Source organism: Actinomyces sp. S6-Spd3 (assembly GCF_000758755.1).
GTDB lineage: Bacteria > Actinomycetota > Actinomycetes > Actinomycetales > Actinomycetaceae > Pauljensenia.
The window spans coordinates 62530-83165 of the sequence record NZ_JRMV01000274.1 but is presented as its reverse complement, the minus strand read 5'-3'; the positions used below and the strand labels follow the sequence as shown (position 1 = coordinate 83165).

The 20636-nt window shown below is 58.0% G+C and carries 16 protein-coding genes; 9 read left to right on the top strand and 7 right to left on the bottom strand.

From position 1 onward, the window contains the following. Positions 1-84: 84 nt before the first annotated feature. The gene (locus tag HMPREF1627_RS03820; RefSeq protein ID WP_034501280.1) at positions 85-1935 is read right to left on the bottom strand and encodes a serine/threonine-protein kinase; all 1851 of its coding nucleotides are present in this window, start codon (positions 1933-1935) and stop codon (positions 85-87) included. Positions 1936-2143: 208 nt separating this feature from the next. On the opposite strand from HMPREF1627_RS03820, the gene HMPREF1627_RS03815 reads away from it, so the two are divergent. The 3 genes from HMPREF1627_RS03815 (at position 2144) to HMPREF1627_RS03805 (ending at position 5571) form a co-directional block, all read left to right on the top strand. Next, positions 2144-3274: an ABC transporter ATP-binding protein gene (locus HMPREF1627_RS03815; RefSeq protein WP_034501279.1), complete on the top strand. Its 1131-nt coding sequence runs from the start codon at positions 2144-2146 to the stop codon at positions 3272-3274. 105 nt (positions 3275-3379) lie between these two features. Then, positions 3380-4798 (top strand): DUF4032 domain-containing protein, encoded by a 1419-nt coding sequence (locus tag HMPREF1627_RS03810; protein WP_034501278.1) that lies wholly within the window; start codon positions 3380-3382, stop codon positions 4796-4798. A gap of 23 nt (positions 4799-4821) precedes the next feature. Beyond that, on the top strand, positions 4822-5571 hold the full coding sequence (locus HMPREF1627_RS03805; RefSeq protein ID WP_034501275.1) for a glycerophosphodiester phosphodiesterase family protein: 750 nt from the start codon (positions 4822-4824) through the stop codon (positions 5569-5571). On the opposite strand, the gene HMPREF1627_RS03800 is transcribed toward HMPREF1627_RS03805, so the two are convergent. After that, positions 5568-6188 (bottom strand): TrmH family RNA methyltransferase, encoded by a 621-nt coding sequence (locus tag HMPREF1627_RS03800; RefSeq protein WP_034501273.1) that lies wholly within the window; start codon positions 6186-6188, stop codon positions 5568-5570. The two genes, HMPREF1627_RS03805 and HMPREF1627_RS03800, sit on opposite strands and share 4 nt — an antisense overlap. 49 nt (positions 6189-6237) lie before the next feature. On the opposite strand from HMPREF1627_RS03800, the gene HMPREF1627_RS03795 reads away from it, so the two are divergent. From HMPREF1627_RS03795 to HMPREF1627_RS03775, 5 genes are all read left to right on the top strand, one after another. Further along, a complete protein-coding gene (locus HMPREF1627_RS03795) occupies positions 6238-7056 on the top strand; it encodes an HAD-IIA family hydrolase (RefSeq protein ID WP_034501271.1) in 819 nt (272 codons plus the stop codon). Between the two features lie 10 nt (positions 7057-7066). Continuing rightward, a complete protein-coding gene (locus HMPREF1627_RS03790) occupies positions 7067-7594 on the top strand; it encodes a hypothetical protein (protein WP_034501269.1) in 528 nt (175 codons plus the stop codon). A 139-nt stretch (positions 7595-7733) separates the two neighbouring features. Further along, complete coding sequence (locus tag HMPREF1627_RS03785; protein WP_034501425.1) at positions 7734-9146, top strand: SLC13 family permease; 1413 nt, start codon at positions 7734-7736, stop codon at positions 9144-9146. Continuing rightward, positions 9147-11246: a sensor histidine kinase gene (locus HMPREF1627_RS03780; protein WP_034501268.1), complete on the top strand. Its 2100-nt coding sequence runs from the start codon at positions 9147-9149 to the stop codon at positions 11244-11246. Beyond that, complete coding sequence (locus tag HMPREF1627_RS03775; protein ID WP_034501267.1) at positions 11243-11713, top strand: response regulator; 471 nt, start codon at positions 11243-11245, stop codon at positions 11711-11713. The genes HMPREF1627_RS03780 and HMPREF1627_RS03775 overlap by 4 nt, the downstream gene beginning before the upstream one ends. A 78-nt stretch (positions 11714-11791) precedes the next feature. Here the strand turns inward: HMPREF1627_RS03775 and HMPREF1627_RS03770 are convergent, their stop codons facing one another. Further along, the gene (locus HMPREF1627_RS03770; protein ID WP_034501424.1) at positions 11792-14584 is read right to left on the bottom strand and encodes a choice-of-anchor M domain-containing protein; all 2793 of its coding nucleotides are present in this window, start codon (positions 14582-14584) and stop codon (positions 11792-11794) included. A gap of 99 nt (positions 14585-14683) precedes the next feature. Continuing rightward, positions 14684-15445: an SDR family NAD(P)-dependent oxidoreductase gene (locus HMPREF1627_RS03765; RefSeq protein ID WP_034501265.1), complete on the bottom strand. Its 762-nt coding sequence runs from the start codon at positions 15443-15445 to the stop codon at positions 14684-14686. 39 nt (positions 15446-15484) lie between these two features. Here HMPREF1627_RS03765 and HMPREF1627_RS03760 point away from each other — a divergent pair, with 39 nt between their 5' ends. Beyond that, a complete protein-coding gene (locus HMPREF1627_RS03760) occupies positions 15485-16270 on the top strand; it encodes an exodeoxyribonuclease III (RefSeq protein WP_034501264.1) in 786 nt (261 codons plus the stop codon). Here HMPREF1627_RS03760 and HMPREF1627_RS03755 read toward each other — a convergent pair. The 3 genes from HMPREF1627_RS03755 to clpB form a co-directional block, all read right to left on the bottom strand. Next, positions 16254-17060, bottom strand: coding sequence for a serine hydrolase domain-containing protein (locus HMPREF1627_RS03755; RefSeq protein ID WP_034501263.1), 807 nt, complete (start codon positions 17058-17060; stop codon positions 16254-16256). The two genes, HMPREF1627_RS03760 and HMPREF1627_RS03755, sit on opposite strands and share 17 nt — an antisense overlap. 3 nt (positions 17061-17063) lie before the next feature. Beyond that, positions 17064-17837 carry a TetR/AcrR family transcriptional regulator gene (locus tag HMPREF1627_RS03750; RefSeq protein WP_234305241.1) on the bottom strand — a complete coding sequence of 258 codons (774 nt, stop codon included), beginning with the start codon at positions 17835-17837 and terminating at the stop codon, positions 17064-17066. 112 nt (positions 17838-17949) lie between these two features. Further along, positions 17950-20565, bottom strand: a complete 2616-nt coding sequence (gene clpB / locus HMPREF1627_RS03745) for an ATP-dependent chaperone ClpB (RefSeq protein ID WP_034501422.1) — start codon at positions 20563-20565, stop codon at positions 17950-17952. Between the last annotated feature and the right edge of the window lie 71 nt (positions 20566-20636).

Here is a 20636-nt window from a genome sequence, read left to right as displayed (position 1 = left end):
TTCAAGACTAGCGAGCAATGCCCGTTTACGCACCGATACCAACGCAGCTGCGCCATATTTCATTCCGTGCGCACCAGCTGAACCTTAGAAATTCAGGGCAAGGACAGCTGCAACGCCACCGGAAATGAGCAGACCAAGAAGTACTCGCATCCATGTCTTGGGAGCACAGGTCGACACGCATACGCTCACGCCATCACGCAAAGCGGATCCCGTTGGCATCACCCACATTCCCCACAGGGCAAGAGTGGTCAGAACCCAGGTCAAGATAATCCACGAGGGACTCCCCGCCAGCCACGCATCAGACGTGATCGGCGCATGACCGGTCAATACAAGCGGGAACCACCATGTTCCGGGATCTCCGAAGGGGGTGGAGAAGAATCCAAAATCGGGAGACAAACCGAGAGGCTCGTAGAGGCCACGGGAAAAGAGAATCCACTGCCCCCACGCCAGAGCAGCCCCGGGGGCAAGACCAACCGCAGTAGAGAGAATCCCTCCCAGCCCGGTGAAAGGAGCAACACCGAGTGCAGCCCAGGTATCACTGGAGCGCGCCTCTTGATTGAGGATCCTCCGATTTTCACGCCATTTATAGGCGCTCCCAAGCACTGCGAAGAGCGCGACGATCACCCCCACGCTGATCAACCCGATCAACCCCCTATATAAAGGAATCAGCGCAAGAGCAGAAAGAATGATCAGCCCTAAAATATTCGCCGTCTTCACCTGCTGAGGAATATACGCGGGTGCTTGGGTTGCAAATTCGATACTGGGCGGGATCGACGCCTGTCGGAATCCATCCTGAGCGGGTAGGTAGCTTGTCCCCGTTGACGAGGCCATGGGATGCGGGTAGTTAAAAAGCGAGGTTTCGTCGATACTTGGCTGCGCGCCACCCATGAACTGCGGATACACCTGAGTTTCATCCGGAGATGAGAAGTCATTCGCTAATGCCGCAGTACGATCCGGATCGAACTCTTCAATGACCGCGGTCTGTAAAGCATCATCGTCAAAGACCTGAGTTTCCTCGTTAGCAGAGTCATCTGCGACCACTGAGACACTTGGGGTATCCCCTTGACGAACAGGAGCCAAGAGTCGTGCCCAATTGAGGTTTTCCCACGCCTGACTTCCCCCATAGATCGCAATCTTTTCAAGGGGGAACCCGCCCCAGTGCGCAAGATGGCGGATGATGTGGTCAGGGTTTGGGCGAAGCTGAGGATCCGGGTGAAGTCCTTGTCGCATGAGCTGAGCGACAGACGAATCGAGGCCGTCGGTGTCAGGATCCCCCTTGAGCACCCGATCCAAGATCGCAGCGGTCACCCCACTTCCATAGGGTGGGCGCCCAGTGAGTGCGGCAAGCAGGGTAGCCGTCCACGCCCACCAATCTGTCGCTGCCGAGGCCGAAGCCCCCTTGAGCAATTCGGGTGCGGTATATCCCGCGGTTCCCGATACCAGACCGGTTTGAGTCAGGCGCGCCTCGTCTTGCCCCATGGCGATACCGAAATCGATGAGCACCGGCCCTTGCGGGGAACAAATGACATTCGAGGCCTTCACATCGCGGTGGACAATCCGACGAGCATGAACATCTTGAAGGGTTTGGGCAAGCGCCCCGCCGATGGCCGCAACCCCTCCAACATTGATCGCACCGCGGGAGAGTAATTCGGAAAGCGTGGGGCCTGGAATGTACTCGCTGACGACAAAAGGTTGAGTCGCATCGATCTCGATATCCAAGATGTGGGACACTCCCCCACCGCGAATGGAATTCACCGTTCGAGCTTCTCGAAGGAGACGCTCACGGTAGTCATCATCGGCGGCGAGCGCGGGGTGAAGGATCTTAAGGGCTACACGCTCCCCGGCCTCGTCGCAAGCAAGCCACACGGTAGCAGCGCCCCCCGCCCCCAGGCGTTTGAGGAGGCGGTACCCACCGATGATCTCTTGCTCACGCACCCCCCAAGGGTATCGAATGCCCAGCTCATTTCGAATCTCTTCTATGCACTTCGTTTTAAATTGAGTTGGATTTTTCGCAAATTTTGGTGCTATCGTGAGCAAGTACGCACTTCACACAGGTGGTGAAGGACGTGCGGCGGCAGTGAAGACGCTGTCGTCTGGTCTCTACTAAGGATCGTCCGGCACGTACCGCCGGTGGAGGTTCAATATGGCAACTGTAACTTTCGATAAGGCAACCCGAATCTACCCCGGGTCAGATAAGCCCGCTGTCGACCAGCTCGATCTTGAGATTCAGGATGGTGAATTCCTGGTTCTCGTCGGTCCCTCCGGTTGTGGCAAGTCCACCTCGCTGCGCATGCTCGCAGGTCTTGAGGATGTGAACTCTGGCCGCATCTTCATTGGCGATAAGGACGTCACCGACGTACAGCCGAAGAACCGCGACATCGCAATGGTCTTCCAGAACTACGCCCTCTACCCGCATATGACCGTGCGTGAGAACATGGGCTTCGCACTCAAGATCGCAGGCACTCCTAAGGATGAAATTAACAAGCGCGTTGAAGAAGCCGCACGCATCCTTGACCTGGAGCCCTACTTGGACCGCAAGCCCAAGGCTCTCTCCGGTGGCCAGCGTCAGCGTGTTGCTATGGGCCGCGCAATCGTTCGTAAGCCTCAGGTCTTCCTCATGGATGAGCCTCTGTCCAACTTGGACGCCAAGCTCCGTGTCCAGACCCGTACCCAGATCGCCTCGCTGCAGCGCGAACTCGGCGTCACCACGGTCTACGTGACCCACGACCAGACCGAGGCTCTGACGATGGGCGACCGCATTGCGGTTCTCGCAGGCGGTCTCCTCCAGCAGGTCGGTACCCCGCAGGAAATGTACGAGCGCCCTGCCAACGAATTCGTCGCAGGCTTCATCGGCTCCCCCGCCATGAACCTCGGCAAGTTCAAGGTTGAAGGCAATGTCGCAAAGCTCGGCACCGCAGAGGTTCCGCTCTCGCAGGCAACGCTGGATGCCATGGTTCCCGAAGACGAAGGCAAGATCACGATCGGCTTCCGTCCCGAGGGCCTCGAGGTCGTTTCTGCAGAAACCGAAAACACCATTCCGATCGAAGTTGAGTTCGTTGAGGAACTGGGTTCGGATGCCTACATCTACGGCCACCTGGCAGGTGCAGATTCCGGCCATGGTCTGGGTTCCGGCAGCGAAGGCAAGGGCGAACAGCTCATCGTCCGCGTTCCTCCGCGCACCGCTCCCAAGCCTGGCGGCGTGATCCACACCCGCATCAAGGAAGGACAGCAGCACAACTTCTCTGCGTCCACCGGCGAGCGCCTGCCCGAGTGACCTACTCGGCGTCTAGACGCTACTCAGGGCTAAACCACGGGGCCCGCAACCACACACGGTTGCGGGCCCCGTGCCACTTTGCTCAATGAATGCGAGAATAGAGCTATGCCCATTCCCTCAACGCTTGAGATCACAGCAGCGACGGTTGACCCCGCACTGTTGGACTTACCTTGGGATATCCCCCTTGAAGACTGGCCGACGGAGATCCTTGCTGCTCTTCCTCGCGGCATCTCTCGCCACGTCGTCCGTTTCGTCAACCTTTCCGACAGGGTCATCGCGGTCAAGGAAATCGGCGAAAGCGTCGCATACCGCGAATATGAACTCCTTCGAGATCTGTCGCGTCTAGGTGCACCTTCCGTCCTGCCCACTGCAGTCATCACCGGGCGACGCGACGCCTTTGGCGAAGAACTTGCGGCTGTGCTGGTTACCGAACACCTTCAGTTCTCTTTGCCCTACCGCGCGGTTTTTAGCCAACACATGACACCCGAAACCGCAGGGCGCTTGATCGATGCCCTCGCAGTTCTCCTGGTTCGTCTTCATCTCCTCGGCTTCTATTGGGGCGATGTTTCTCTTTCAAACACGCTTTTCCGTCGCGACGCCGGATCCTTCTCCGCATACCTCGTTGACGCAGAAACTGGCGAAATCCATCCTTCTCTTACCGAAGGCCAGCGTCTCTACGACGTTGATCTGGCACGGACGAATATCATCGGCGAATTAATGGACCTTCAAGCAGGATCTTTCTTCCCCAGCGATGAAGATCCCATCGAGGTCGGCGACCGGATTCGCTCGCGCTACTTGGAGCTGTGGAACGAACTCACCGGACCTGAAGTTATTGAATCCAACCAGAAGTGGAGAGTCGCTCAGCGTATCCGCCGCCTGAATGACCTTGGCTTCGAAGTCGGTGAACTCCAGATGTCCTCCGACCTTGATGGAACGCACCTGATCATCACTCCAAAGGTCGTTGATGCCGGCCACCATCACCGCAAACTCATGCGATTGACGGGCATGGACGTCGGCGAGAATCAGGCCCAACGTATGCTCAACGATATTGAGACCTACCGTGCCATGACGGGAAAGACCCGAATGCCTCTCGAAATCGTTGCTCATGAATGGATGAACGAAGTTTTCGAACCTGTCATCACTGCCGTTCCCGCCGAGCTCGCAGCCAAGCTGGAACCGGCCCAGATCTTCCACGAATTCCTGGAACACCGCTGGTACCTTGCCCAAGATGTTGGGCACGACGTTCCCCAGGATGAAGCCATCCAGTCCTATGTGGAGAGCGTCCTTCCCACCAAGCGCGACGAAGCGATGCTGCTCGACCCGGCGCTGATGACCCAACCTGACGAAGGCGCGGCCTCGGAGATGGAAACGCTCACTGAAGAAGAGGGTTTCAGCCGCCAAGAAGAGCGCGCGGGAATCGACGGAATGCACGGGAAAGCCGATGAAACGGAAACCCCCACGGACCGCCCGAAGATGCAATTCGTACCCGGAGTCGGGCTGATCCCCGTCGATGACTATTTCTAGAATTGCGCAGCGAAGGAGAAATAATGACTGAATTCCCAAAGATTTTCGCCCACCGCGGGGCTCCCACGCTCGCGCCCGAAAACACGATCGCTTCCTTCGCGAAGGCCTCGGAAATTGGGGCCCGCTGGTGTGAGTGCGATGTGGGTGTCATGGCGGATGGGACGCTGCTCATCATTCACGATGACACTGTCGACCGCACGACAAATTCCTCGGGTTCCTGGGATTCATGGGGATACGGTGAGCTGCGCAGGCTCGACGCGGGCGCATGGTTCTCGCCAACCTACCGTTTTGAGCGCATCCCCGAGCTAGCCGATGTTGTCTCCTTTGCCAACTCAACCCAGACCGGCTTCAATTTCGAGCTCAAGCCTCGAGCGGCAGGCAGACGCCGCGATACTCTCATCGAGAATGTCGAAGTAGCCCTGCGCTCTTTTGTGAACAAGGACAAGATCCTTATTTCTTCATTCGATCACGACCTGCTTCGCGCGGTGCGCGAGGCTATGCCCGAAGTTTCGCTCGCCTGGCTGTGCACCCCAGCGGAAGTGCGCGCAGGAAGCTGGCGCGAGGCCTCGCAGATTGAGTGCACTGCGATCCACCCCTGCGGGCAAGACCTGACCGAGGCCGACGTCCACGAGATGCTCGACGCCGGCTTTGAGGTCAACGTCTGGACCGTGAATACCCTCGAGGATTCGCGGAAAGCTGCGCAATGGGGCGTTACGGGGATCTTCACCGACCGGGTGCAAGACTTCCCCGCCGAGGCCTTGGCGCGAGCCTAGGAGTGCTGAATCACCCACGCCCACATTGCGATTGCTGCGGCGTGGCCGACATTCATTGAACGCGTTGAGCCGCGCTGCGTAATGTGGAGGATTTCGTTGCATTCCCGGCGCATTTCTTCGCTCAAACCGCTTGATTCTTCACCGAAGACCAGGCATGCCCGTTTGGGAAGAGCATGCCCTTCAAGGGGAATAGAGCCGGGAACATTGTCGATTCCAACCGGGGTGATTCCTCGTTCGTGCAGTGAGGAAATAAATTCACCGACCTCGGGATGGTGAATAACCTCCAAGTAGCGGTCGGTCACCATAGCCCCGCGCCGATTCCACCTACGCCGACCGACGATGTGGACGCGGCTTACTCCCAGAGCATTCGCGCTGCGAACGATTGAGCCGATATTGAAGTCGTGACCGAGGTTTTCGATGGCTATCTCGAAAGGAAGTGCGTGAGAGGCGATATCAGCGATGATTGCCTCCATCTTCCAATAGCGGTAGCGGTCCTCGACATTGCGTCGATCCCCCTCGGCCAAGAGCTGCGGATCGTAGAACTCTTCCGATGGCCAGTTTTCTGGTCCTCCCGGCCAGGGCCCAACGCCAACTTCTGGCTGAGAGTTTTCTTCCATGGTCGCCTTCTTCCTACCGAACGAGCTCGCAAACAGATAGATTAGAGGCATGACGAATTCTCTTTCCACTGCACTGTCGGATATGCCCCCAATTAGCGCTTGGCTTTCGGATATGGATGGCGTTCTGGTTAAGGAAAACCGCGCCCTTCCCGGAGCCCAGGATTTCATCTCCGCTTTGGAAGAGAATGGCATTCCATTCCTGGTCCTGACGAATAACTCGATCTTCACAAACCGCGACCTATCTGCGCGCTTGGCGAATTCGGGCCTCAATGTTCCAGAAGAGCACATCTGGACATCGGCGAATGCAACCGCCGCATTCTTGTCCCAGCAGTCCCCCAATTCTTCCGCCTACGTGATTGGCGAAGCTGGCCTGACGACGGCGATCCACTCAGCCGGATACATCATGACCGATCAGGATCCTGAATTCGTGGTCCTCGGTGAAACCCGCGTCTATGACTTCTACGCTCTGACGACTGCAATCCGATTGATCGAGCGCGGTGCGAAGTTCATCGCGACGAACCCGGATGTTTCTGGTCCTTCAGATGAGGGCACTCTTCCGGCAGCGGGATCGGTCGCCGCGATGATCCAAGCCGCGACCGGCAAGGCCCCCTACTTCGTCGGAAAGCCGAATCCTGTGATGATTCGTGCGGGCCTGAACAAGATCGGTGTTCACTCTGAGAATGCCGCAATGGTCGGCGATCGCATGGATACGGATGTGCGCGCAGGCGTTGAGGCAGGCATGAGGACCTTCCTCGTCCTTTCTGGTTCGACCAGTGCCGAGCAGGTTTCTAATTTCCCCTTCCGCCCCTATCGGATTTACAACGGCATCGGCGATCTGATCCGCTACGTCAATCCTTCGTCCAACTGATAGTGCTGATATGACGACACACGACCCGCATCTTCTGACCCTCCGCGGCCTTGCCGCTCCCCTTCTTGAGTCACCCAATCCTTTGGGTCGTCTCAACGAGCTCACTTTGAGCGCTCAGGGGGCTGCCGTTTGCGGGCATATCCTTATCGATCTTTTGGAAGAACATGATCTTGCCATTGGGGATTATGAGCTGGTGATTGCCCCCGCGGGTGACGCTGCCCTCGCAGCAGCGATGATTCACGCTGCAGGAGGGCGCGGGCTTGACCTTGACGCCGCGCTTTTCCTGCCCGCCCAAGGCCCGGCCTCGGCAATTAACAACGCAGCGGACGAGCGCTGCTTCTCGGGTTCCCCACTCGCGGGGCGCAAGGCGGTTCTTTTAGCGAACTCTGCCCTGGCTAATGGGGAAGAAATCCTCGCCGCCGCGACGGAGTGTGGGGCGCAAATCGTGGGTTGTGCCTCGCTTCTCCCGGACGAGGCCGCGCGCGCTTTTGCCGCTTCTGCGGGCATTGCGTATTGCTCGCCAGCGCTTGGTGACTAATCATCAAATGGTCATCATCACGTGATGTATGACATATAATTATGCGTACTATTTCCGCAAAGACAACGAGGTCTGCACAATGGTACGTCGTACGCGCACTACCGCCGCCGTTTCGATTAACCCGCGCTCCGCGCAAAATATGTCGACTCGACCGGCCGATTTTACGAAGAACAAGACGCAGCTTAGCCCCTTCAAGGTGTTCGGCGCTGTCGGTGCATTGGCCTCGATTGTCACCTGTTTGTTCATTCAGCTTCCTGGATTGGATACCTCGGGAACGCGAATGTTCGGAATCTTCTTGGCGGCAATCCTCCTGTGGGTGACCGAAGCTGTTCCCCTCGCCGGCACTGCTGTGCTGGTGATTTTCCTTGAGGTTCTCTTCATTTCGGACCACGCGCTTCTCTCGATCCCAGAGAAGGCGCCCGCCTACACGAAATTCTTTGGTGCACTGGCAAACCCCGTAATCATCCTCTTCTTGGGCGGTTTTATGGTGGCCGACGGGGCTGCAAAGTACAAGGTTGATCGCGCGCTCTCCGCGGTGCTGTTGAAACCATTCATTGGGAAGCCTCGCCTGACCGTCATGGGCGTCATGCTCATCACCGCAATCATGAGTATGTTCATGTCGAACACGGCGACAACCGCGACGATGTTCGCCGTCATGATGCCCGTCATCATGGCCCTCCCCGAGGGCAAAGCACGCACGGGCATCGCGCTTTCGATCCCGGTCGCCGCAAATGTCGGCGGCATGGGCACCCCCGTCGGCACTCCCCCCAACGCCATCGCTTTGGGCGCGCTTGAAAACGCGGGCGTCAAGGTCACCTTCTTCCAATGGATGTTGGCGGCAGTCCCGCTCATGCTCGTTCTTCTTGCACTTTCGTGGGTGTTCATCGCCTGGCGTTACATCCCCTCTGACGCGCAGTTCAACATCGACACCTCGGCGCGTTTTGAGAAATCAAAGAATGCCATTATTTTCTACGTGGTTGCGGGAGTAACGATTCTCCTGTGGATGACAGAATCCCTCCACCACATCTCCTCTAACGTCGTCGGCTTCCTACCGGTCGTGGTCCTCTTAATGACGAAGGTGATGAGCGGGGACGACCTGCGAGCCTTGGACTGGCCTGTTCTGTGGCTGGTCGCGGGCGGCATTGCGCTCGGATCAGGCGTGGCCGCCACCGGCCTCGACAAGTGGATGCTTGGATCAATCCAGTGGGCCTCGATCCCCGGAGCACTACTCATCCTGGTCCTCGCGCTGGTCGGTTGGGTGACCTCCAATGTCATCTCCCACTCGGCCTCGGCGAACCTCCTGGTCCCAATGGGTATGGGCCTTGCGGCAACGGTTTCCACAAGCGCCGCGGAAATTGCAATTGTCATCGCACTGGGCTGCTCGCTCGGCATGTGCCTGCCGATCTCCACTCCGCCGAACGCGATCGCCTATTCGACGGGAACCACCCCCACGAAGGAAATGGCCATCGTCGGTATCGTCGTTGGAGTGATCGGAATTATTTTGCTTTCCTTCGTCGCGCCTCTGACCTGGGGTGCGATTGGGGTGATGTAGGTGTCTTTTCCCGAGGCTGACTCCCCTTCCGCGAGTACGCCGGGTCTTGCGCACGGCTGGACGCACGGCCCGTCTTCGCTCGATGCCTCAATTCTGGAGAAAACGAGTGTTCGTAGTGGACATCGGAGCGGTTATCACGTCCATGTTCTGGTTGTCGGCGATAATTCACGCCAACTCGCCGGCCCCCTGACCCGCGATCTCACGCAGTCTTTCCCCAATCTGTGTTTTGACAGGATCGAGAGCGCCAAGGATCTCGCGCTTTTCTTCGAAGGACTGGATGAAGAAGACCACGTTCTTCTCGGCGTTGCCACCAGCGAAGTCAAGGATGTCGATGCACTCATTGATGCAGCCCGAGCATCCTCACTGATGGCATCAACTCAGTGGATGCTTGTCACCGATCAAGAACTCCATACGGACCTTGCTGCATGCACCGAATCCGGGCATCTGGCTGCGGTCGTGCGTTTCCCCTGGACGGTTCCCCTTTTGTCCGGGCAAGCCTACTCGACGATGCGTCGTTACCTCGAAGAGTGCGGGTACTGCACGTACGAGATTCTCGACCTCATTCAAGAACCTCCCTCTTTTGCTGTTCAAGGTCCCATCCTTGAGGGACTCGACCTCAACGAGGACCAGGTCGTACACGAGCTCCTCGAAGGCGTCGAGCGCGTTTTGGGGCCGAGGCCTCGAATTCGTCTCCCCCGCGGCACGCACCTTCTCACCCAAGGACACCGGGTCGAGGCTGTTCATTTGGTTCTTGAGGGGACAGTTTCCCTGCACCGCGATTCTCGCCACGGTGAGGTCCTTGCCCACCTTGCAACCTCGGGTCCACTCATTGGTCTGATTTCGCTCGCTCGAGGTGAAAACGCGTTTTTCACAGCACTGACGACAAGCGAAGCGACCGTCGTGCGTCTGACAACCGAGCAGCTTCAGATCGCGTTAACCGAAGACCCCTCAATTTCGACAGTCTTGACCGCGCTGGCAATTCGTTCACTGACACGTCGACTCATGCGCGCCGAGGACCTGCACGTGGAAAACGCAATGCTTGCCGAAGACCTCGAACGTCAAAAAGAAGAGTTAGCAGCGACCCTTGAAGATCTTCGTGCAACCCGCGCCGAGCTTGTTGAGCGCGCACGCTTCGCTATGCTCGGTGAGCTCAGTGCGGGAATCGCTCACGAGCTCAACAATCCCGTGACAGCTCTATTGCGCGCGGCCGGGCACCTGCGCGAGGACGCCGAGGCGGTGATGGCTTCGCGCGCGCCCGAGGCCTGCCGCAGTGCCCTTGATTGCGCGATGGACTCTCCGCCGCTGTCTACTGCACGCGAGAGGGAACTACAAAAAGAACTCCTCCCCATTCTTCACGATCGCAGCGTCATTCGTCAGCTCATCCGCGCCGGTTTGACTGACACTGCCCACGCGCGAGCTTTAGCAAACGACCCCGCTCAACTAGAAGCTTTCCAAGCAGGAGCACGCTTAGGAGGCTCATTGCGGTCAGTGTTGGCCTCGGGAGAACGCATTATTTCCCTTACTCAGTCCCTGAAGGGATACGCGCGCCCCGATGCCGACGATCTCAAGGAAGTTGATGTTCGACGGGGAATCGATGATGTCTTGCGACTGACCTCTCACCGCGTCCACGGTATTGAGGTCGTCTGTGAATACGAGGATGTCCCTCCCATCCTCGCTCACCCTGCCAAGCTCCAGCAGGTGTGGACAAATCTCATTGTCAACGCTGCCGAAGCAATTGAGGACGAAGAGGCGGACCTCAAGGCGCAGGGGCAAGAAAGCGCGGCCTCGGAAAAGATGCTTCCCGCACGAGGCCACGCGGAAGCACGCATCACCATTACCGTCGCAAATTCCGGCGACGGTGTCGAAGTGTGCGTGTGCGATAACGGACCGGGAATTTCTCCGCAGGTCCTTGAACGCATCATGGAACCGCATTTCACGACGAAGGCTGGTCGTGTGCGTTTCGGTTTGGGAATGGGCATGTCCATTGTTCATTCGATCATCGCTGATCTGGGTGGTCAGCTCACTATTGACTCTCACCCGGGGTCCACAATTATGCGGATCCTGCTTCCACTACATCATGTTCACGAGGAGGAATCATGACCCTGACCATTTTGTCCCTCGAAGACGAGGCCGATGTTCGCCAGGCACTGGAACGTGACCTTGAAGATTTCGAGGTCCGCGTCCGTTTGGAGCTCGCGGAAGATGTTGAAGATGCGTGGAGCGTCATCGAAGAAATTACCGATGACGGGGATGAACTTGCCCTAGTTCTTTCTGACCACCGCCTTCCGGGCAAATCCGGTGTCGATTTTTTGGTTGAGCTCACTGCAAATCCGCGCTTTGCTTCCACGCGAACAGTGCTGGTGACCGGTCAGGCCGATCAGGCGGATACGATTCGCGCGCTCAATCAGGCGGGATTGGACTACTACATTGCCAAGCCGTGGGACCCGGAGGTTTTGCGCGAGGTGGTGCGCACTCAGCTGACGGATTACGTCCTTGAAATGGGGATCGATCCCCTGCCCTACATGCCTGTCTTGGACAGCGTGCGGGTCATGGAGTCGATTCGCTAGAACATTCCTCGCGCCAAAACAAGGAACCGGCCCGCCTCCTCAGGAGATCGGGCCGGTTCTGACATGGAGTCCTTCGCTTTATCGCATTCTTCTGATGACGACAGCGGTGCCTGCGCCGAGCGCGATCGCTCCGGCCGCCACGGGGATCCACCACCAGCGAGACAATGGTGATCGCGATGGTGCAGCTGGAGAGTCTGCTGCCAAAGCAATGGGATTAGCCTCTGGCGTTTCTTGCGCGTCATCGCTCGGTGAGGTGGATGCTTCCTCCTTATGCTCACCTGCAGGGCTTGTATCCGCACTCGTTGCGCTTTGTGTGCTTCCGCTCGATCCGAAGACCTGTCCTCCCGTCAAGCGTTCAACGGCGCTGACTCGTCCCAGCGGGCTGGCCGATCGCGAGGGTGCAGCATTGGAAGACGCGACCGTAGAAGTTCCCGGAGCCGGAGGATTCTGCGCTGCGGGTGAGCTCGCGGGAGAATCCACCGGAGCTTGAGAGGGCTCGGGGGCAGGCGTCGCAGTCGGCGCTTCAGGCACTGGGTTTGAGGAAGCAGCAGGGGTAGGCACGCTCGGCACTGCGGATGCACTCACCGAAGGCGTAGGAGCCAAAGTCGGCTGCACGGAAGGAATCGCGGTCGAGGGGCTAGAGGGTTCCGGCTTAGCTGCGGCCTCGTGAATGGAAGCAATCCAACTCACCGGTGCAGCGATTTCCTTGTCGCCATCGAGTGCGCGGATCTGCAGGCGATAGCGACCTGGGCGCGAGAAGACCCAATTCGCGTGCATGTGAGTCGGCGAATCCGTGTGAATTCGCGAGAGCGCGGGGTTCGCAGAATCGATCATGACCTGTGCTGGGCCACCGAAGGTGCCCGTTTGGAAGAACGCGACTCGGGAGTCCTTCGGAGATTCAAGTACGCGGACTTCATAATCGATTCCCTTAGGGAAGACAGAATAGTCAATCCCTTCCGTGCTCACTCCCGGCCAGACGATGTCGGGGTTCTGGGTTTCAGGCAGCACATAGCTGGATTCACCAATCGCACCGAGGACGTCATAGCTTGGGTCTGTCAGGCTCTGAGGGCGTGTAAAGCGGGCGTTGACACCGACCTTCCAGGTCACTGAATCGATTGAGCGCATGACTGAGGTCTTCTCACCCGTGAGTGAATCGTCCTTGAGCACCAGCGAGTACTTCGTGGGACTAGAAGAATCTGCGCGAAGACGCAGGTCCATGTGTCCGTGCGTGAGCTCAACCGGATTCGTCTTCAGCTCGTCAGCTGCGTGGTCGTTGCTCGTGTCCGGAATATTCGGGGCGGGCGATGCAGATGCAGACGGCTGCGGCGTAGGAATGAGCGGCTGTGTCGTTGGTGTGGGAGTGGGCTCAACCGTGTTTCCACCCGGCCACATCTTCAACTTCAGATCAAGCCCGAATGATGAAGACAATTCGACATCTTCTTGTGCCTTCGTGGTCATCGAGGCTAAGGACTTCGGGTGCGGGCGAACAGTGAATTTCATATACATGGGCTGGCCCACGCAGGCCCCCAAGTCTTGCTGCTGAACATCGATTCCGCCCTTTCCGAGCGTGCCTTCGATGGCACACCACGGCGAGAAATCGTATTCACTTTCAAAGAACTCGACCTTGTAGGCTGCGCGCAATTCGGGATCATCGGCTTGGACCTGAACTGTGTATTGGTCTTCGCTTCCTTCCTTACGGACATAGGAGACATGAACCCCTGGACGCGACACGGAAATCTGCGCGGGGTCCCAGACGGGGCTTGGGTCCGGATTTGAGGGCTCAATGATGACCGAGCTCGATCGGGTGACGCGCACTTCCGCTCGATCTCGCTGAGAAAATGCCTGAGGTGTTGAGGCCCAGCGCGCGGCCCCGCTTCCGGCCTCGGGAATGAAGACCGCCTGAATCAGCGCATCATCATCGCCGAGGAGTTCGCGTACCTGCGCACGCCCATCGACGACAGGTTCTTCGGTGAGAAAGTATCCATTGACGGTGAGCCATAGACGTCCTTGATCCCCCGGATTTCCACTGTTGAAGGTGATCTCGCTGAGGTGCTGGTCGCCAGGATGTTCACGCTGCGCATTGGGAGCAAGCGTGAGGGAAGGACGTGCCTGCGCGCCGTCACTGCGCTCGACGGGTGCCGCCGCGAAGGCCTCGTGAATGTCCTTGATGCTTCCAGAAGCAGGATTCGAGCCGCCTACCTGCCACGTCAGTGACTGGATGGGAGAGGTGTAAATTGTCTTGCCATCAATCGAACGGGCATTGACGCGGAAGCGCGCCTGGTAGCGGCCGGGCTGTGTAAAGGTCGTGAAGAGGTGCGTGTGGCGCGGGTTGTAAACCGAACGATATGCAACATCGTGACTGGAGAGGAAACGAGAGACTGAGTCTCCGTGGTCGATAAACATTTCCATCCGGCCGGGGCCATCGACATTGATGAGGTCGAGCGTGTAGGTGCTTCCGTCGAATTCATCAGGAGCCGCCCACTCAACCGAGGAGTCAGCTCCAAGACCTGCCCAGATTGGAGTGTTATTAGGACCGGGGTTTTGCGGGGCCGCGTTGAGCACCGAGTGCTCGGGACCCAAGAAAGCAAGATCGGGGCGCTTCTCGGGGACTTCTAGTTGATACTTCGCATCCTGTGCACCGCTTCCCGCCCACGCTTTTGGCAGCCATAGGACAGTCTTCTCAACGGGCATATTGATGGTGTTCATGGTGAAACTACGCGTGTCAGCATGCCAGATGGGAATGGGAGCATCGACGTGTTGTCCCGTGACGACCCATTCGGTATCACGGTCGGGTCCGGCCCATGCCATTTGGGGGGCAAACACGAGGGAAAGGGCAAGGGCCCCCGCAGAAATCAGTCTCTTTGTTCTCATAATGAGAATCATTATCACTCTATAAAAGGGGCGCCGTCAATTTCATGACAATGCCACACGCCTCCTTTGCCGAGCCTCACGCCCTAAAAGCACGGCGCTTCACATATGCGGAATGCTGCGCATCACCCTCCGCGTGAGCCAACGCGGAGAAACCCGCATGGCGCCCATCGCAAGTTTGTAAACGGGACGCGGCGTAACCAGCACCTGTCCCCGGCGAACCGCATCCAAGGCCTCGGAAACAACTTGCTCAGGGCTTGCCCACAGCCACTGCGGCGCTGCGGACATATCGACTCCTGCGGCCTCGAAGAAGTTCGTATGCACGGGTCCTGGACACACCGCAGTCACCGTCACACCACTCCCCCGTAGTTCCTCTGAAAGCCCCTCACTAAAGGCTCTGATCCACGCCTTGTGCGCACTGTAGGTCCCTGCACCCGTCTCCGAAGCAACTGAAGAGAGATTGCAAATCGCCCCGCGCCCGCGAGCGCGCATTGCCCGAGCTGCCGCATAGCTCAAAACCATGGGAGCGCGAACCATCACGTCCAGCGCATTCTCCTCAGCCTCAAGGGAGTTATCGACAAAGGCCTTCCCCAATGCGAACCCCGCATTATTGACCAGCAAACCGATGGGCGCTTCATCTTGGCGAAGATGCGCGGCTACGCGTTCAACATCTTCCGCGACACTAAGATCCGCAACGAGTACCTCCACGGCTACACCCGCGATCTGGCGGAGTTGCTCAGCCAGCTCCTCGAGTTTGTCCTTGCGTCGCGCGACCACAACCACATCGTGGTGCGCCGCAGCCAGTTGCCAACAAAATTCCTCGCCGATACCAGAGGTTGCCCCGGTCACAAGTGCTGTACCCATGGCGATTATTTTAGGTCCTGCCGCGTATGCTGGGGTGCCATGAGGCTTGCAACATGGAACGTTAACTCAATTCGCACCCGCGTCGAACGCGTCATCGCTTTCCTTGAACGCGCCGATATCGACGTCTTGGCAATGCAAGAAATTAAGTGCAAGCCCGAGCAGTTCCCCGTCGAAGCCTTTCACGAGGCCGGCTATGAAGTCCGCATGCACGGCCTCAACCAGTGGAACGGTGTTGCCGTCGCTTCCCGCCTCCCAATCGTTTCAACCGAGGTCAACTTCCCCGGCCAGCCCGGCTTCGGTGATCCTGAAGTCGTTGAGGCTCGCGCACTAGGAGTCACCGTCCTCAATGGAGACCAGGAAGTTACAACCTGGAGCCTGTACGTGCCCAACGGTCGCGAGCTTGATCATCCGCATTACACCTACAAACTGCGATGGCTTCGCGCTCTTCTTGAGGCCGGAGATACCTGGCTTGAGCAGGGCCGCCAGATCGCGCTTGTTGGGGACTGGAATATTGCACCCTACGACCACGATGTCTGGGATATCAAGGCATTTGAGGGACAAACCCACGTCTCACAGCCCGAACGCGAGGCGTTCTTTGCCTTTGCGCAGCACGGATGGGATGAAGTCACCCGCGAGCGCGTCTCCCAATACACCTACTGGGATTACCAAAAGCTCCGCTTCCCGAAGAACGAGGGAATGCGCATCGACTTCATCTACGCCTCGCCGCAATTGGCCGCGCGCGTGGACTCTGCTTCGATCGATCGCGATGAACGCAAGGGTAAGGGCGCTTCCGATCACGTTCCCGTGATCATTGACCTCGCATAGCGTGCAAGATTTCCTCGTTCAGGGCGCTCCAATTGTCGCGGTGCCACGGACCAAAAGGCTCTTCGCCTAAGAAAACCGCACGTTCGCCTGAAAGAGGATCGACCCACAGGAAAGATCCCGACTGTCCAAAGTGACCGAAGGTCTTTCCCGAAGAAGAGGGCGCAGTCCAATGCGCCTGCTTCTCACCCTTAATTTCTGCACCGATTCCCCAAGGACAGGGACGGAAATTTCCGTATCCGGGAACGATCCCATCCAGATGAGAGAAATGAACACTGGTTGCCAGGTCAAGAAGTTCAGCACTGATCAGCGTCGGGCGAGATAGCTCGCGAGCAAAAAGCATGAGGTCTTCCGCGTGAGCGTAACCCGAATAGGCCGGAGAGCCTTCAACTGTGAGGCTTGTCAGCCCCAGTGGCTCAGCAATCGTTTCTTCAATCCAACGCCCGATCTCTGTGCCCGTGGCTTCTTCAAGCATGTCTGCGGCCGCTTCAATTCCCGCATTGGAGTAGATCCTGCGGGTGCCCGGCGGGCGCGTAATGGCGCGCTCCCCCATTGCCATTCCCGAGGCGTGGGAAAGCAGGTGCTCAAGCGTCACCCCCGGATAGGGAGCGGGCGCACTCAAAGTAACGAGGCCTCGGGAGATCGCAATCAATGCTGAGTAGGCGGTGAATAGTTTCGTCACCGAGGCGAGGGGGAAGACTTCGCGTGCGTCCCCTGAAGCGAGGGAAGCCCCCGCGTCGTTTTCCGCGAGAATCGAGGCGTGGAAGGGAATAGAGAGCAACTGCGGGGTCATCGACTACTTCGAGGAGCTGGAGTACTCCACGAGGAGCTGCTGGAAGGGTGCAGCGGCCTTGCGCGGAATCATCGATCCCAGGGCAAGAAGTTGCTCAGCGCTGTAGTGGAGCTCGCGAACGGCAAAGGCGAGGTACTTGACGATGAGTTCGCGGCTATCGAAACGCTCGCCGTCCCAACCGCCAAGGATCACCATGCCATACCAGCGCTCAACGAGCCTGCGAGTATCAACGGGGTTGTCCGGGTCGCGATCGGGCATTTTCTCCGCGAGGCGTTCGAGCAGTTGCAGCATTGCTTCGACTCGATAGGAGAAGTGATCGTGTGCGGGGTGGCTTTCATTGACCGATTCGACGGTGAACACACGATCCAAGTCGGTCATGATCTGATTGTCGCTTGCTGCAGCAAGACGAAGGTGAGCAGCAATCCACTCATTCATCGTGTCGACTTTGGCACCGCGCTCTTCCAGAACAAGCTGATCAGCTTCGCCCTCGACGCCTTCGCGGGTAACGACATCAACGTCGAAAATTCCGAAAGCATCTTCAAAAGCATGGATAACGTGAAGAACGAGCGCGTCTTTCGTTGGGAAGTGGTACATCACGGTCGGATGTGAGACGCCGATTTCGTCGGCGAGGTCTCGCAGCGAGAAACCGTAATAGCCGCGAGTTGACAATAGCTGCGCCGCACCGCGGATGATTGTTGTCCGGGTGGAACGCCCAACGGAGTAGCTGCCTCGCTTCTTGCGAGTTGCTCCGCTTTGCACACCTTCGTCGTCGCTCACGGCTACCTCCTTCATTCTTCAGTTCTGCTCTGTTACTTGGGATAACTATTAGAGTCTATGCGAAAAAATGGGTGGCGCGAAATTATCGCGCCACCCAAAGGTATTTTCGTGATCAACGACCTATGATCTCGATTTTCAGCTCTTCAAGGTCATCGCTGACATCGATGAGGACTTGCTCTCCGTCAGTGAGTTCACCACTGAGGAGGAGCTTTGCCAAACGGTCACCAATCTCGCGCTGAATGAGACGGCGCAAGGGACGAGCACCGTAAGCCGGATCGTATCCGCGCCTGGTCAGCCAGCCACGAGCGCCTTCACTGACGCTCAGGCTAATGCGGCGATCCTTGAGCCGCTCTGCCATGGAATCAACCAAGAGGTCGACAATTCCAGACAGATCATCGGGGCTGAGCGGGTCGAAAATAACCGTTTCATCCAGACGATTGAGGAACTCAGGCTTGAAGGAGGCGCGCACGGCGTTCATCACGCCCTCACGCTTTTCTTCGTCACTGAGGTCCGGATCGGTGAGGAACATCGATCCCAGATTCGAGGTCAGGATCAAGATGGTGTTCCTGAAGTCGACAGTGCGTCCCTGGCCGTCGGTGAGACGACCGTCGTCCAAGACCTGCAAGAGAATATTGAAGATCTCAGGGTCAGCCTTCTCAACTTCGTCCAAGAGGACGACGCTGTAGGGGCGACGGCGCACGGCCTCGGTCAGTTGACCGCCCTGTTCGTAACCAACGTATCCCGGAGGGGCACCGACGAGGCGCGCAACCGAGTGTTTCTCGGAGTACTCCGACATGTCGATTCGAACCATCGCACGTTCATCGTCGAAGAGGAACTCGGCCAAAGACTTGGCAAGCTCCGTCTTACCGACGCCCGTGGGGCCGAGGAAGAGGAAGGATCCGGTCGGCCTGTTCGGATCGGACAGCCCGGCGCGTGAACGACGAACCGCGTCCGAGACCGCGCGAACAGCGTCCTTTTGCCCGATCAAGCGGTGGGCAATGACGTCTTCCATGTGGACGAGCTTTTCACTTTCGGTTTGAAGCAGTTTGCCCACAGGGATCCCGGTCCAGGATTCGACGACCTCTGCGATTTCGGTGGGACCAACCTTTTCGGCGATCATGGGTTCTGCCGAATCGGAGTTCTTCTCCTCGGCTTCAACCTTTTCTTCCTCTTCGCGAATCTGGCGTTCGATCTGGGGAATATCGCCGTTTTGGAGGCGTCCAGCCTCATCGAAACGACCCGCGCGGATTGCAAGTTCAAGCTGGGTGCGCAATTCATCCAATTGCACGCGAAGCTCGCCGACACGATTATGTCCAGCCTTCTCCGCTTCCCAGCGACTGGTCAGAGCAGACAGCTCCTCATTCTTGTTCGCTAGGTCCTCACGCAGCTTCTCGAGGCGCTCCGCCGTGGCCTCGTCCAATCCATCGGGGTCAGACTCGGTCAGGTAGGACTCTTCCATGCGCAGGCGGTCCACCTGACGACGCAGAACGTCGATCTCCTCAGGGGAGGAATCCAGTTCCATGCGCAGGCGGGAGGCGGCCTCGTCGATCAGGTCAATGGCCTTATCGGGAAGCTGGCGGCCGGTGATGTAGCGGTCGGACAGCTGTGCGGCTGCAACCAGAGCACCATCAGAGATGGTGATCTTGTGGTGTGCCTCGTACTTGGGGGCAATACCACGCAAGATTGCGACGGTATCCTCGACCGAAGGCTCACCAACGAAAACCTGCTGGAAACGACGCTCAAGCGCTGGGTCCTTTTCGATGTTCTCGCGGTACTCATCCAGAGTGGTTGCGCCGACCATGCGGAGCTCGCCACGGGCAAGCATGGGCTTGAGCATATTGCCCGCATCCATTGCCCCTTCTGAGCCGCCACCGGCACCGACGACCGTGTGAAGCTCGTCGATGAAGGTGATGATTTCACCATCGGAGCGTTCGATCTCATTGAGAACAGCCTTGAGGCGTTCCTCGAATTCACCGCGATACTTCGCACCCGCAACCATCCCGGTCAGGTCAAGAGCGATGAGCTTCTTGTTCTTCAGGGATTCGGGCACGTCGCCAGCGACGATTCGCTGGGCCAGGCCTTCCACGACTGCCGTCTTACCAACGCCAGGTTCACCGATGAGAACAGGATTGTTCTTGGTACGACGCGAGAGCACTTGGATCACGCGGCGAATCTCGCTATCACGACCAATCACCGGGTCCAACTTGCCTTGGCGTGCCACCTCAGTGAGGTCGCGACCATACTTCTTCAGGGCCTCGAAGGAGCCTTCAGGATCGGCGCTGGTAATGGGATCGGGGCGAAGCTCATCCAGAGCCTTCTGCAAGCGTTCTGCGGTTGCGCCGTTTTCACGTAGGATTTCGCCGGCGCTATCGTCATTTGCTGCCAACGCAATAAGCAGGTGCTCGGTGGAGACATAGGCGTCTCCCTTAGCTTCTGCGCGCTTGCGGGCATCGTTAATCACTTGGATCAGGCCGCGCGAGGTTTGCGGTTGGGCAACACTCGAACCGCTGGTTGAGGGCAGAGCCACCAGCGCATTGCGCGTACGAGCGCCGATCTGCTGCGGGTTTGCCCCAATTGCTTGAAGCAGGGAGTAGGCAATGCCCTCGCCCTGTTCAAGAAGTGCTTCCAAGAGGTGCAGGGAATCCACCTGCGGGTTCCCAGCGGCCTGTGCCGACTGGACCGCGCTGCTCACTGCCTCTTGGGCTTTGCTTGTAAATTGTTCAGTCATCATTCCTCCTGCCGCTCGTAATGGGCGGCTTTATTCGTTCTGACTAACACAACGTCAACAAACTTGAGTCT